General features: G+C 71.4%; 11 protein-coding genes and 1 pseudogene. All 12 read right to left on the reverse strand.

What is annotated here, in order from left to right:
• Position 1: 1 nt before the first annotated feature.
• Positions 2–2,560, reverse strand: coding sequence for a tetratricopeptide repeat protein (locus ACWIGU_RS13200; RefSeq protein ID WP_454400264.1), 2,559 nt, complete (start codon positions 2,558–2,560; stop codon positions 2–4).
• Entirely contained in the window at positions 2,557–3,873 is a 1,317-nt protein-coding gene (locus ACWIGU_RS13205; RefSeq protein WP_454400266.1) for a hypothetical protein, read from the reverse strand. Before ACWIGU_RS13205 ends, ACWIGU_RS13200 begins: the two co-directional genes overlap by 4 nt.
• Positions 3,874–3,956: 83 nt before the next feature.
• Complete coding sequence (locus tag ACWIGU_RS13210) at positions 3,957–4,961, reverse strand: glutamate ABC transporter substrate-binding protein (protein WP_454400267.1); 1,005 nt, start codon at positions 4,959–4,961, stop codon at positions 3,957–3,959.
• 17 nt (positions 4,962–4,978) lie between these two features.
• The gene (locus tag ACWIGU_RS13215) at positions 4,979–6,421 is read right to left on the reverse strand and encodes a hypothetical protein (RefSeq protein ID WP_454400269.1); all 1,443 of its coding nucleotides are present in this window, start codon (positions 6,419–6,421) and stop codon (positions 4,979–4,981) included.
• A gap of 237 nt (positions 6,422–6,658) precedes the next feature.
• Complete coding sequence (locus tag ACWIGU_RS13220; RefSeq protein ID WP_454400271.1) at positions 6,659–7,126, reverse strand: hypothetical protein; 468 nt, start codon at positions 7,124–7,126, stop codon at positions 6,659–6,661.
• A complete protein-coding gene (locus tag ACWIGU_RS13225) occupies positions 7,123–7,635 on the reverse strand; it encodes an RNA polymerase sigma factor (RefSeq protein ID WP_454400273.1) in 513 nt (170 codons plus the stop codon). The genes ACWIGU_RS13220 and ACWIGU_RS13225 overlap by 4 nt, the downstream gene beginning before the upstream one ends.
• A pseudogene (locus tag ACWIGU_RS13230) lies at positions 7,625–7,996 on the reverse strand (DUF3995 domain-containing protein); the annotation flags it as partial. The pseudogene ACWIGU_RS13230 and the gene ACWIGU_RS13225, both read right to left, overlap by 11 nt.
• 231 nt (positions 7,997–8,227) lie before the next feature.
• Positions 8,228–9,220 carry an N-acetylglucosamine kinase gene (locus ACWIGU_RS13235; protein WP_454400275.1) on the reverse strand — a complete coding sequence of 331 codons (993 nt, stop codon included), beginning with the start codon at positions 9,218–9,220 and terminating at the stop codon, positions 8,228–8,230.
• A complete protein-coding gene (locus ACWIGU_RS13240; protein ID WP_454400277.1) occupies positions 9,211–10,476 on the reverse strand; it encodes a 6-phospho-beta-glucosidase in 1,266 nt (421 codons plus the stop codon). Before ACWIGU_RS13240 ends, ACWIGU_RS13235 begins: the two co-directional genes overlap by 10 nt.
• 8 nt (positions 10,477–10,484) lie before the next feature.
• A complete protein-coding gene (locus tag ACWIGU_RS13245) occupies positions 10,485–11,396 on the reverse strand; it encodes a carbohydrate ABC transporter permease (RefSeq protein WP_454400279.1) in 912 nt (303 codons plus the stop codon).
• 5 nt (positions 11,397–11,401) lie between these two features.
• Positions 11,402–12,337, reverse strand: a complete 936-nt coding sequence (locus ACWIGU_RS13250) for a carbohydrate ABC transporter permease (protein WP_454400281.1) — start codon at positions 12,335–12,337, stop codon at positions 11,402–11,404.
• A 17-nt stretch (positions 12,338–12,354) separates the two neighbouring features.
• Positions 12,355–13,692, reverse strand: coding sequence for an ABC transporter substrate-binding protein (locus tag ACWIGU_RS13255; RefSeq protein ID WP_454400283.1), 1,338 nt, complete (start codon positions 13,690–13,692; stop codon positions 12,355–12,357).
• Positions 13,693–13,723: the final 31 nt, after the last annotated feature.

A 13,723-nucleotide genomic window follows, 5' to 3' on the forward strand; every position in this document is an offset into this window, starting at 1 on the left:
CTCACACCCACGTCCGTGGACGGTAACGGTTCGCCCGCTCCACCAGTTCGATCCTCTCCTCGCCAACCTGAGCGAGCCTGGCCAGTGTCCGGTACGAGCGCTCGAGGCCGAGACGCAGCCCCCGCTCGTCCAGGTCGTTCCCCAGCACCAGCGTCGTCACGGGTCCCTGGCGCGGAGCGGAACCTTGATTACCGGAGAGTACCCAGTCGAGCGCCGTACCAAGGACCTCGGTGGACAACCGCTCCCGGCGCACCGCGTCGAGGCCGAACCCGTCCAGCGCCTCGACCTGGCCCGCCGCGGCCGTCAGGTCGTCGAGCAGCGGCCCGTGCGCGGCGGCCGGCTCCGCCATCCGCTGCCGCAGTCTGGCCCGCACCGCGGCGACCCGGGCCGCCGTGTAGTGGATCGACGACTCCGGTACGGACTCCAGGGTGCGCACGGCGGCGTGCCGGTCGCCCGCGGCGAGCTGCACACGGGCCAGGCCGAACGCGGCGCTCACATAGCTGGGGTCGGTGGCCCAGACGAGGCGGTAGTACTCCGCCGCGTTGTCCAGCTGGCCCAGCACCTCCGCGCACACGCCGAGCGCGAGCTTCGGGGCGGGCTCACCCGGGAACGCGTCGTAGATCGCGTCGAACGACAGGGCCGCGTTCGTGTGGTCGCCGGTCGCGAGCGCCGCGACCCCGCGGTACCAGACGACCCGCCAGTCGTCCGGGTGCTGTGCCTCCAGCTCCGCCAACGCGTGGGCGGCGGAGACCAGTTCACCCATTTCGAGGCGGGCCCGCAGCTCGCGCAGGCGCAGTTCCAAGGAGCTGGCGGGCGCGGCGCGCAGCGCGGTGATGAGCTCGCCCGGCGCGGACGCCATGAGCCCCGCGAGGAACCCGGCGTTCGGGTCGCCGGGGTCGACCCTCGGCACGGGGAGCGCGAGCGCGGTGGCGGCGGCGTCGAGGGGCTTCACCAGCGCGGCGGGGGCGCCAGGGGCACCCGGGGCGCCGGGGAGCGCGGAGGCCGCGCTGCCCGGCGCGACGGCGGGTGCGAGGGCGGCCCGTCCCTTCCGTCGCACCGGCTCCGCCCGCACCCCGAACCGCGACACATCGCCCGTCAGCTGAGCGAACAACTCCGTGTCCGTGACCTTGACTTCGGGCCCGAACAGCGTCGAGAGCGCAGGCCGCGGACGGCCCGTCTGGAGGGCCACGACCTCGCGCAGTACGCCGGTGAGCTGCTCGGCCATCTCCTGCGCGGACGCGAACCGGCGGGCCGGGTCGGGGTCGGTGGCGCGTACGAGCAGCCGGTAGAACGACTCGTACGTGCGGAAGACCTCGATGCTGTCGGGGTCGGGCAGGGAGTCCGCGAAGACGTTCGTGTAGCCCTGGAAGTCGAAGGTCAGGACGGCCAGTGTGCGCGCCACCGTGTACAGGTCGGAGGCGACCGAGGGGCCGACGTCCGCGACCTCGGGGGCCTGGTAGCCCACGGTCCCGTAGATCGCCGACTCGTCGTCGTCCATCCTGCGGACCGCGCCCATGTCGATGAGCTTGAGCTGGTCCTCCGTCTGGATCGCGTTGTCGACCTTGAAGTCGCAGTACAGGAGGTTGCGGCTGTGCAGGTGCCCGAGGGCCTCCAGCGCCTCGATCCCGTACGCGCAGGCCTGCTCGACCGGGAGCGGGTCGCGCTTGCCGGTCGGGGTGCGGCGCCCGTTGGCGATCTCCTTGAGGGACTTGCCGCCCACGTACTCCATGACGATGTAGCCGTCCATGGAGCCGGTGCGCTGGTCGAGGTGCTCGACGAAGTTGTAGATGCGGACGATGTTCGCGTGCTCGATCTCGGCGAGGAAGCGCCGCTCCGAGATCGCCGCCGCCATGGCGTCCTGGTCACCCGTGTCGAGGAGGCCCTTGAGGACGACCCAGCGGTCGGAGACCGCGCGGTCCACGGCGAGATAGACCCAGCCGAGCCCGCCGTGCGCGAGGCAGCCCACCACCTCGTACTGGCCGTGCACGATGTCGCCCGTACGCAGCTTCGGCACGAACGAGTAGGGATGGCCGCACTTCGTGCAGAACCCCTCCGTGCGGCCCGGGCGTTCGCCGCGCGCGCGGCCCACCGGCGCCCCGCAGTCCGAGCGCGAGCAGAATCGCTTCCGCTCGGGAACCTCGGGGTTCTCCTGCACCATCGCCCGCGGGTCGGGCCGCGGCACGTCCGGCACCTGGACCAGGCCGACGCCGAGGCGCCCGCGGCCCGACGACGCGGCCGAGGCGCCCGAACTGCGCACCGACACCGACCGGGACCCCTGTGAACCGGACTGTCCCGACAGGGAGCGCGACAGCCGGCCCGAGACCGACCGGCGCGACTGCGAGGAGCGCGAGCTGGCCCGCGACGACCGCGAACTGCTGCGCGCACTGGAGCTGTCGGAACCCCGGCCGCCGCCCGTGACGCCCGTCGGCGTCGACCCCACCAGGCCCGTCGGCGAGACCACCGGGGCCAGACCGCAGGTGTCGCAGTACAGCTCCCCGCCGCCCACGTCCTCGTACGAACCCACGCACCCGGGACGCTGGCACTGCCGCTGCTCGCTCATGATTCCCCCCTCCGGTCGGCGGGACCGCCCTGTTCGGGCACCCGCGGGACCAATACGTCGGCGGCCGCCCGCTGGTACCGCAGGACCGCGTCCTCGGCCGCGCGCAGATCGCAGGGCGCGCTCCACAGCATCCGCCGGGCCGCGTCGTAACGCTCCACGAGCAGCGGGTCCTCGGCGAACCCGAGCCGCGCCACCTTCGCCTTGTACGCGTCGAGACGGCCGCGCAGCTCGGCACGGACCGCCAGCGGCTGTGTGACCTCGGTCAACGACTCGCGCGCCCGCAGGAGTTCGTCCTCGGCCTTCGTCTCCAGGGTCTCCAGAAGCGGTGAGAGCCGGTGCCACTGGGCGGATCTGCGGTACTCGGCCGCAGTCGCCAACTGCTCCTGGAGCGCCGTCGGCGGGCCGCTGACCGCGGGCACCTCGAACGCGGCGATCTTGGCGAGCACCTCGCCGCGCGCGGACCGCGCCTCGGCGAGCGTGCGGTCCGCGCGCGAGAGGACGTCCCGCAGCCTGCCGAGCCGGACCTCCGCGTCCTGCCGCACGGTCAGCACCGCGTCGATCTCGCGGCGCACCTCCTCCAGCGCCTGCGCCTCACGGTCGTACGCCGTCGTGTCGGGCCGGCCGCCGCCGGGCGCCGAACTGCCGGGTGCGGAACGCCAGTACGCCAGCGGATCGGACACGACGTCCTCCCGCAGCCGCGTCAGCGCGTGCGTGATCCGCTCCAGATCGTCGCCCGAGGGGTGCTCACCCGGCCGTACGCCGACGGAGTGCGCGAGCTGACGCGTGCGGCCCAGCTCGGCGGCGAGGAGGTCTATACGGGCGGGCAGCGCCGACCAGACGGCGTCGGCGGCGACCACCATGTCGAGCGAGCTCGCGTACAGGTCGTTCATCCGCTCGACCAGGCCGGCGAGCGTGAACCGGTCGCTGAGCCGGGCGGGACCGGTGAGCGACGCGGGCGTGGAGGGTCCGCTTCCGGCGACGGTCACGCTCTCGCCGCGCAGCAGCTCGGTCAGCTCGACGAGGTCCTCACGGCTCGACCAGCGGCGCCGCGCCCGTATCTCACGGGCGGAGCGCAGGGCGGCCGTGTACGCGTCGAAGTACGTCCACAGCAGGGTGATCGCCTGGTCCGCGGCGGCCCAGCGCTCTTGGGTGGTGCCGGTCAGCCGGGCGCCTTCGAGGAGTCTGCGGCCCGCGTGGTCCTGGAGGGCGAACAGCGACGTCTCGATCGCCTCGTGCTCCGCGCCGAGCCGCGCCAGCGCACGGTCCACCTCGTCCCGGTCCATCACCGGACCGGGGGGTCCCGTGACGCCCATCGATCACCTCTCCGTTCACATCGATGCCACCGGCTGCCGCCGGCCGCCGCTGTGCAAGTGCCGCAAGCAGCGCCCGGCCGGGGCTACTTGTACTTCGGTGCGGGCGGCCCGGAGGCCGCGCCGAGACCGTCCTTGAGCCACGTGTCGTACGAGTCCTGCCAGCCGCCGTCCTTGCGGAAGTCCTCCAGGACCTGGTTGACCCGGCGTACCAGGTCGTCCGTGCCCCGCTTCATCGCCACGCCGTAGAACTCCTTGGTGAACGGCGTGCCCTTGAGCTCGACCGTGGGGTCCTGCGCGGCCTGGCCCGCGGCGAGCGCGCTGTCCGTGACCACGGCGTCCACCTCGCCGAGCTGCAGCCTGACGAGGCAGTCCAGCTGGTTCGGCACCGTCGTGGAGATGTCGGCGCCGGGGGCCAGCGTGCCCGCCTTGCGGTCCGCGTCGAGCCGGTCGAAGGCGGTCGAGCCGGCCGCCGTGCAGATCCGCTTGCCCGCGAGCGACTTGTCGTACCCCGTGATCGAGGAGGTCTTGGGAGCGAGGACCTGCTGCCCGGTCTGGAAGTACGCCGTGGAGAAAGCGACGTCCTTGAGCCGCTCGCAGCTGATCGTCATCGTGCGGACGACCATGTCGACGTTCCCGTGCTGTATCGCCGGGATGCGCTGGTTGGTCGGGATCGCGCGGAACCGGATCAGGTCGCGGTCGCCGAGGATCTTCTGGGCGATCTCGTGCGCCAGGTCGATGTCGAAGCCCTCGAGCTCGCTGGACTTCTTGTTCGGGTCGCGGTAGCCCCAGTGGTAGCTGTTCTGGTCGACGCCGACGATGAGGTAGCCGCGCTTCTTGATGGCCTTGACCGCCGCCCCCGACTCGCTCCCGGACGGCGAGAGGCTGCGCTCCGGTTCGGTGCAGTCGTCCGCTCGGGCCTGCACGCCCGTGGCCAGACCGGGGCCGCCGACGCCCGTGCTGCCGTCGCCGCCGGCGCCCCGGGTCAGGGGGAGCAGCAGCGCGAAGACCGCGGTCAGGGCGCAGGCGACCGCCATGGCCCCCACACCGCCCCAGCCGCGCAGGCTGATCCGCGTACGCCGTGCGCTCATCGCTGTCCCGCCCCCTCTCACCGGTACTCCGAAAGCCTGCGCCCGATGCCGAGCACGGCGCCCGCCGCGCCGAGGACGGCGAGTACGGCGGCGCCCACCGGGAGCCCCGTCATCGCACCGCGCCCGTCGGTGGCCGCCTGCTGGAACTCCGCCTGCTCGTGCGTCAGGGCGGACTGCAGTTCCTTGTCGACGTTGTCGAAGCACTCGCGGGTCGGCTTGTCCTGCGCGGAGCCGATCACCTTGTCGAGCGCCCCTTGGTAGTTGCCCGCGTCGTCCTGCTCGCGGGCGTCCTTGTGGCGGTCCTGCCACACCCGCATGTTGTCACCCGCGGCCAGGACGGGCCGCTTGCCATTGCTGTCGTCGGCGAGCTTCGTCGCGTCCCCGAGCTTCGTGGCGAGCGTCTTCATCTGGTTCCGGTAGTCCACGTCGAAGGCGTCCTTGGTCACGCCCTTCACCTCGACGGTCTCGGCGCCGCGGCTGACCAGCGTCAGGTTCTCGTTGCCCCGCGCCTTGAGGGAGGCGATGCGGGCGTCGTGCAGCACGTTCAGCGAGCGGACCCCGTGGTCGTACGACTCGTGGAGACCCGCGCGGGCGACGCTGTGGCCGACGACGAGCCAGAGGAGGACGACCGTGGACGCGGCTGTCGCCGTGACCAGGCCGTGGTTGAGCACGCGGTTCGTCCGGCGGTAGTTGCGCCGCTGGGCCCAGGCGAGCGCGCCGAGCGCGACGACGCCGAGGCCGATCGCGGCCCAGGGGTAGGGCGTGGCGCTGTCGTAGTCCGAGCGGAGCCGCTCGTTCTCCTTCTTGTACAGGTCCTCGGCCGCGGGGAGCATCTGCTCCTGCATCGTCTCGTTCGCGTACCGCAGGTAGGCGCCGCCCAGCGGGAAGCCCTGCCGGTTGTTCGCCCGGGCGCGCTCGATGAGGCCCTTGTACTGCGGCAGCAGCTTGTTCAGCTTCGAAATGGCGGCCGTGGAGGGGGAGTCGGGCTCCGAGTTCGCCGCCGCCGTCACGAGCTTGGCCGCGGCCGTGCTGATGTCCTTCTCGTACCGGTCCCGCGTCTCGGCCGGCTCCTGGCCGCCCGCGAGGAACCCGCTGGACGCCGCCGTGTTGGCGTCGGCGAGCGAGCGGTAGATGTCCGCCGCGTCGGCGCTCAGGGGCTGGCTGCTGTGCAGGACGTCGTCCGCGGCGGCCGAGCGGTCGGTCATCTGCCAGGCCGTGACCGCGCCGAACGCGACGACGAGCAGCGCGAGCACGGCGCCGATGATGCGCAGGCGCCCCGGCTCCGTCGTCGCCGCGGCGCGGACCCGGTCGACGCCCTCCGCCCACGCGGTGCCGCGCGCGGGCGCGGCGGATTCCGGGCCCTGCGTGTGCGGCGGCCGCACCTGCGGCGGCACGGACGGCATCGTGGGCGCGCCGACCGTCCCCGGTGGCGCCGCGCTGCCGTTCGGCGGGTTGTTCACTCGACCTCCCCCGTGGTCATCGGTCCGTCACTTCCGTCCGGCGTGCGGGGAGCGCGGGCGAAGGTGCACGGCCGCAAGTATTGCCGCAGGGACCGACATCCGCACAGCCATTGACTGGATCTTGTTCGGAATCGACGTGCGAACACACCGGACCGACCGCCCCCTCGCACGCCGTCGTGCAGCCCCTGCCCTTGAACACGTGAGGCGAATCCGATCGGTTCCCTCCCCGCGCGCCGGTCACAGCAGGGCGGTGAGCCGGTCCAGGCTGCGACGACCCTCGGCGCGCACCCCCAACGGCACGAGCGCGGCCCGCCCCGGCACCCGCACCCCGCCCGTGAACGCGACGCGGGTCCCGTCCCGGTCAGGCGCCGCCGCGACGCCCACCAGCAGGAACCGGCTCTGCAGCCAGCACCAGCCCGGCCTGTGCACCCCGCGCAGGCGGGCCCGCATCCCGTACTTACTGACGGCCAGCGCCTCCACACGGTCTCCTTCACGGCGTACCACGCGCAGTCCCCGCATGTCGGGCGCGATCCGCCCGAACTCGCCCTCCAGGTCGCCCAGAAGGGCCCACACGCGCGCGTACGGGGCGCCGACGCGCCTCTCGGTGACATGGGCGCCGCCGATGCCTGAGGCCAGCGCGTGCAGCCTCCGTACGGGGTCGAGGCCGGCGTGGGGCCACTGTTGCGGCTGAGGGGGCTGCGTCATGAGGTCCACGCCTTCCGGAAGGTGTCACGGGCTCGGGACAGCCGGGACTTGACCGTGCCGACGCGCACGCCGAGCAGCTCGGCGGCGGTCCGTTCGTCGAGGCCCTCCACGTCCCGCAGGACGAGCACCGCGCGGTGCTCGGGGGAGAGCCGGTCCAGTACATCTCTTATGTCTGCGGCGAGTTGAGGGTCGCCGCGCGCGGGCAGAGTGCTCAGGTCGGCGGTCACGGCCCGTGCCGAGCGCCGCGCGATGCGGACCGCCTCTCGCACGGCGATGGCCCGGGCCCAGCCGCGCAGGGCCGCCGGGTCCTTGAGCGAGCGCAGCGAACGGAACACGGCGACCAGTGCCTCCTGGGCCGCGTCCGCCCCCTGGTCCAGTGCGATGGGGCCGCAGATCCGCCCTACGTAGGGCGCGAGTTCGTCGAGGAGCCGCGCCATCGCGAGGGTGTCTCCGCGCTGGGCGGCCCGCACGAGCCGTGCGGTCGCGGCTCTGTCGTCGTCATCGGACACGTACGGCATCTTCCCTGTGCGCGACGGGCTCCGGCCGGGCGACCCTGACGGCGGCCGCCGCGAGGGCCGCGCAAAGCGGCGTATACGCGCCCAGGTTGAGCCAGTAGAACGCGGTGCCGGGATCCTTGGTGAAGAGCCAGTAGACCCCCGCGAGACCGCGTAGGGACAGTCCGGCGGCGACGGCCCACGTGCCCAGGCGCAGCAGGACGTGTGGGCGGTCCCGGCGCGCGCGGGCCACGACGACGCCGCTCGCCGTGAACAGGACGGTGGCGAGCGGCAGCAGGACGGGCGGGGTGAAAGGCACGTCCGCGCCCAGGACGGCGTACGACAGGCTCGTCACGTCGTGCGCGGGCCAGGTCGACCCGGTCGACCATCAGAGGTGCAGCAGGCCGTCGCAGCTCAGTACGCAGGCGACGAGCATGGCGGCGCGGCGGGCGGTGCGGTCCATGGGCATGGGTGCGTCCTCCGGAGGGTGCGATGAGTGACCGTCACCCTCCAGAGGACGTGTTCCGGCGAAACGTTCCCCGTCATTTTTCCGGCGGCTTTCCCCGCGAGCCGGGACCGCGAGCCGGGATCGGCTCGGCCCCCGAACTCAGCCCCCGAAGTGCGCCCGCACGCGCGCGTGCACGTCCTCGTCCGCCCCCACGGCGTCGAGGCCGAGCAGCGCCGCGCCCAGGACGGGGCGCGCGGTGACCACGCGCGGCACCGCCTTCGGGGCGCGCGCGGTGAGCCTCTCCCGTATCCGGCTGTCGAGTTGGGGATGGCGCGCGGCGAGCACCGAGCCGCCCAGGAGCACCGGCGTCTCCTCGTCGAGCAGGCCGAGCCGGTCCAGGGCCACCACGGACATGGCCACGACCTCGTCGCCCATGCGGTCGATCAGGGCGCGCGCCACCGGGTCGCCGTCCGCCGCCGTCGCGAACAGGACCGGCGTCAGCTCGTGCCGGCGCTCCATCGGGATGCGGCCCAGGTGCAGTGCCTCGATCAGCTCGTACATCGAGGGCAGTCCGAAGTGCGCGGGCAGGGAGCGCATCAGGGCGGTTCTCTCGCCACGGCCGTCCTCGGCGCGCGCCGCGTACCAGAGGGCCTCCTCGGCGAGGCCGCCGCCACCGCCCCAGTCGCCGGAGATCTTGCCGATCGCGGGGAAGCGGGAGGTGCGCCCGTCGGGCAGCATCCCGGCGCAGTTGATGCCCGCGCCGCACACGACCGCGACACCGCGCGGCTCGGAGTCCTTGAGGAGCCCGGCGCGCAGGACGGCGAAGGTGTCGTTGCGTACGTCGACGGAGGCGGCCCAGCCGCGCGTGCGCAGCTCCGCCGCCAACTCCCGTTCTTCGACGGGGAGATCGGCGTTGGCGAGACACGCCGAGACGTGTCCCACCGTGGTCGTGCCCGCCTCGGCGAGCGCGCGGTCGACGGCCTCGGCGAGGACGTCGACGGCGGCCCCGACGCCCACCTTGGGCGGCTGGAACCCGCCGCCGCGGGCCGTGCCGACGACGGTGCCGTCGGCCGCGACCACCGCGACGTCGGTCTTGCTGTTGCCGGCGTCGATCGCCAGCACCCAGCCGTGCACAGAAGAGCTCAGGCCCACGCGAGGTGCTCCCGGTTGTGGGCGATCAGCTGGTCCGTGAGCTGCTCGGCGTAGTCGATCTGGCCCACCAGCGGGTGTGCGAGCAACGCCTTGAAGACACGGTCGCGGCCGCCGCGCAGGGCGGCTTCGAGTGCCAGGTCCTCATAAGCGGTGACGTTCGCGATGAGGCCCGCGTACAGCGGGTCGAGCGCGGGCACGGCCAGCGGCGTCGCGCCCTTGCCGTCGACCGCGGCCTGTACCTCGATCACCGCGTCGTCGGGCAGGAACGGCAGCGTGCCGTTGTTGTACGTGTTGACGACCTGGTACGGGGAGCCGCCGCCCCCCAGGAGGGACGCCGCCAGGTCCACGGCCGCCTCGCTGTAGAAGGCACCGCCCCGCCCGGCGAGCAGCTCCGGCTTCTCGTCGAGCGCCGGGTCGCCGTACATCTCCAGCAACTCCCGCTCCATCGCGGCGACTTGGGAGGCGCGTGACGGCTTCGTGCGCATCTCCCGCACGACCGCGTCGTGCTGGTAGTAGTAGCGCAGGTAGTAGGAGGGCACGACCCCGAGGCGGTCCACGATCGCGCGGGGCATGTGCAGGTCCTCGGCGATGGCGTCGCCGTGCTCGCCGATCAGGCGCGGCAGCACGTTCTCGCCGTCCGGGCCGCCGAGGCGGACACCCAGCTCCCAGGTGAGGTGGTTGAGGCCGACGTGGTCGAGGTGGACCTGCGACGGCGTCACGTCGAGCAGCCGCGCGAACTTCCGCTGGAAGCCGATCGCGACGTTGCACAGACCGACGGCCTTGTGCCCGGCCTGGAGCAGCGCGCGGGTCACGATGCCGACCGGGTTGGTGAAGTCGATGATCCAGGCGTTCGGGTTCGCGCGGCGCACCCGCTCGGCGATGTCGAGGACCACGGGCACCGTGCGGAGCGCCTTCGCGAGGCCGCCCGCGCCCGTCGTCTCCTGGCCGACGCAGCCGCACTCCAGCGGCCAGGTCTCGTCCTGGTTGCGGGCGGCCTGACCGCCGATGCGCAGCTGGAGCAGGACCGCGTCGGCGCCGGCGACACCGGCGTCCACATCGCTCGTCGTACGGATCACTCCGGGGTGGCCCTGCTTGGCGAAGATGCGCCGCGCGAGGCCGCCGACCAGTTCCAGGCGGTCGGCCGCCGGGTCGACGAGCACGAGCTCCTCGATCGGCAGGGTGTCCCTCAGCCGCGCGAATCCGTCGATGAGTTCGGGGGTGTAGGTCGAGCCTCCGCCGACCACAGCGAGCTTCATATCGGTTCTCAGCCCTTTACTCCGGTGAGGGTGACGCCTTCGACGAAGGCCTTCTGTGCGAAGAAGAAGACGATGCAGACCGGCGCCATCACGAGGAGTGTCGCGGCCATCGTCAGGTTCCAGTTGACGCTGTGTGCGGACTTGAAGGACTCGAGGCCGTACGACAGCGTCCAGGACGCCGGGTTCTGGGCCGCGTAGATCTGCGGCCCGAAGTAGTCGTTCCAGCAATAGAAGAACTGGAACAGCGCGATCGCGGCGATGCCCGGCTTGGCCATCGGCACGATGATCTTGAGCAGGGTCCGCAGCTCACCGCAGCCGTCGACCTTCGCCGACTCGATGTACTCCTTCGGGATCGTCAGGAGGAACTGCCGGAGCAGGAAGATCGAGTACGCGTCGCCGAACGCCATCGGGATGATCAGTGGCCACAGCGTCCCCGACAGATGGAACTGCTGGGCCCACACCAGGTACATCGGGATCACGATGACCTGCGGCGGCAGCATCATCGTCGAGATGACGAGGATCATCGCCGTCCGGCGGCCGCGGAAGCGGAACTTGGCGAGCGCGTACGCGACGGGGATCGCCGAGCACACGGTGAACAGGGTCCCGAGGCCCGCGTAGAGCAGGGAGTTCTTCCACCAGTCGAGGAAGCCGTCGGTCTCGAAGACGGCCTTGTAGTTCTCCCAGTGCCAGGAGTCCGGCCACAGGTCGCCGCTCATCGCCTGGCTGTCGCTCATCACCGACGTCAGGAAGACGAACACGAACGGCAGGATGAACAGCAGCGCGACGGCGATCGCGACGCTGTGCACGGCGATCCAGTGCAGGACGCGCTTGCGGCGGGCGCGTGCGGCGGCGGGGCCACGCGCGGGCGGGGCGTCCGCGGGAGCCGCGGTCGGGGTGGGGCTGAGTGTCGTAGTCGTCATCTGGATCAGTCCTCCGCCGCGAGAAGGCCCGCGCGCTTGCGCATGAGCAGCATGGTCACGGCCATGGCGATGGCGAAGAGCACGAGCGAGAGGACGCACGCCGCGCCGGTGTTGAAGTTCTGGAAGCCCATCGAGTAGACGAGCTGCGGGACGGTGAGCGTCGAGTGGTCCGGGTAGCCGGGCTGGATGACGCTGCCGGGGCCGATGGAGACGCCGGAGGCGATCTTTCCGGCGACCAGGGCCTGTGTGTAGTACTGCATCGTCTGTACGACGCCGGTGACGACGGCGAACATGACGATCGGAGTGATCGACGGCCAGGTCACGTACCGGAACTTCGACCAGGCGCCCGCGCCGTCCAGCTCCGCGGCCTCGTACTGCTCCCTGGGCACGTCGAGCAGCGCGGCCATGAAGATCACCATCAGGTCGCCGATGCCCCACAGCGAGAGCATCACCAGGGACGGCTTGGCCCAGGCGGCGTCGTTGAACCAGTTCGGTCCGGTGATGCCGAGGTGCGCGAGGACCTCGTTGACCGGTCCCGTCGACGGGTTGAGCAGGAAGACGAAGGCGACGGTCGCCGCCACCGGCGGGGCCAGGTACGGCAGGTAGAAGGCCGTACGGAAGAAGCCGGCGCCGGTCTTGATCTTCGTGATGAGCAGTCCGAGCGAGAGCCCGAACACCACCCGCAGGGCGACCATCACGACGACCAGCCACAGCGTGTTCCACAGGGCGGGACCGAACAGCGGCATCTGCTCGAAGACGTACGTCCAGTTCCGCAGCCCCACGAAGTCGGGCTTCTGGATCTGGTTGTAGTGCATGAACGAGAAGTAGACGGTGGCGATCAGCGGGTACGCGAAGAAGACGCTGAAGCCGATCAGCCAGGGGGAGAGGAAGCCGAGCGTACGCAGTCTGCGCCGCGCGGGACTGGACAGGGTCAAGGCCATGATGGGACTCCCGCTCCTCAGTTCTTCGACTGAAGGGTGTCGGCGTCGATCTGCCGGTCGAGCTCGCGCAGCCCCGCCTTGAGGTCGTGGACCTTGCCCGCCTCGACCGAGTACGAGAAGTCCTGCAGCGAGGTGACGTACATGCCGCCGTTGGTGGAGGGCGGCATGACCTGGCTGTACTTGTTCTGCGCGATGTCCAGGAAGGTGCGGAACGTCGGATCGGCGTCCAGTTTCGGCGACTTGAGGGCGGCGAACGTGGACGGCACGTTGTGGATCGCGTTGGCGAAAGCGACGACCTGATCGGTGTCGGCGGTCAGGAACCTCACCAGCTCCCAGGCCGCGTTCTGATGCCTGCTGCTGTGCGCGATGCCCGCTACGGTGCCGGTGAGATAGCCGCGCCCGTACGTCCCGGCCTGGTCGTCGGGGACCGGCAGCGGTGCCACGCCCCAGTCGAAGCCGACCTTGGCCTCGTTCATCATCAGGCCGCGCCACTCGCCGTCGAGGTGCATCGCCAGCTTGCCGTTCATGAACGCGTTCTGCGTGGACATCTCGTCGCCGAAGGACGTGCGGAAGCGCTCCAGGGCGTTGTAGCCGCCCTGTGCCTCGACGAGCTGGTGGGCGGTGTCGAAGAACTTGTACGTGGCCGGGTCCTTCGCGAGCCGCGAGCCGCCCTTGGCGTCGAAGTAGGTGGGGCCCCACTGGGCGAAGAGCCGGTCGGGGCTGTTCTGGTACAGGCGGAAGTTCGGCATGAAGCCGACGCGCTTGTAGGAGCTGCCCGCACGCTTCGTGAGCTTCTTGGCGTCGGCTTCGAACTCGGACATGGTCCGCGGCGGCCGGCTGATGCCCGCCTCCTTGAACGCGTCCTTGTTGTAGTACATCCCGTACGCGTCGGCGAGCAGCGGCAGGGCGCACTGGTTGCCGTCGTAACTCGTGTAGTCCAGGAGGGTCTTGGGGAAGACCTTCGCCTTGTCGAGGCCGCTCTTCCTCATGAACGGGTCGAGGTCCGCCCACATGCCGGAGTCGCAGTACTGGCCCACGTTGTTGGTGGTGAACGAGGTCACCACGTCGGGGGCCTCGTCGCCGCCGGCCCGCAGTGCCTGGTTGATGGTGGCGTCCGTGACGTTGCCGGTGGCCTTCACCTCGATGTTCGGGTGGAGCTTCTCGAAGCGGGCGATCGAGTCGTTGATCGCCTTCACCTCGCCGGGGGCCGACCAGCCGTGCCAGAACTTCAGCGTCACGGGCTTCGCCGGGTCGTCGTCGGCGCTGCCGACACTCGGGTTGGCGCAGCCGGACAGCAGCAGTCCGGCCGCGGCGAGCGCCAGGGGCGCCCGCAGGGGTATACGCCATCGCGGCATGGCGAACGTCCTTTACCTGTACGGGAGTTGG

Source organism: Streptomyces sp. NPDC055400 (assembly GCF_053644375.1).

What these genes read in the sequence shown, in the direction of transcription:
- ACWIGU_RS13210 (WP_454400267.1), bottom strand. Translation starts at nt 4,961, where the DNA reads ATGAGCGCACGGCGTACGCGGATCAGCCTGCGCGGCTGGGGCGGTGTG.
- ACWIGU_RS13220 (WP_454400271.1), bottom strand. Translation starts at nt 7,126, where the DNA reads ATGACGCAGCCCCCTCAGCCGCAACAGTGGCCCCACGCCGGCCTCGAC.
- ACWIGU_RS13205 (WP_454400266.1), bottom strand. Translation starts at nt 3,873, where the DNA reads ATGGGCGTCACGGGACCCCCCGGTCCGGTGATGGACCGGGACGAGGTG.
- ACWIGU_RS13245 (WP_454400279.1), bottom strand. Translation starts at nt 11,396, where the DNA reads ATGACGACTACGACACTCAGCCCCACCCCGACCGCGGCTCCCGCGGAC.
- ACWIGU_RS13240 (WP_454400277.1), bottom strand. Translation starts at nt 10,476, where the DNA reads ATGAAGCTCGCTGTGGTCGGCGGAGGCTCGACCTACACCCCCGAACTC.
- ACWIGU_RS13255 (WP_454400283.1), bottom strand. Translation starts at nt 13,692, where the DNA reads ATGCCGCGATGGCGTATACCCCTGCGGGCGCCCCTGGCGCTCGCCGCG.
- ACWIGU_RS13250 (WP_454400281.1), bottom strand. Translation starts at nt 12,337, where the DNA reads ATGGCCTTGACCCTGTCCAGTCCCGCGCGGCGCAGACTGCGTACGCTC.
- ACWIGU_RS13200 (WP_454400264.1), bottom strand. Translation starts at nt 2,560, where the DNA reads ATGAGCGAGCAGCGGCAGTGCCAGCGTCCCGGGTGCGTGGGTTCGTAC.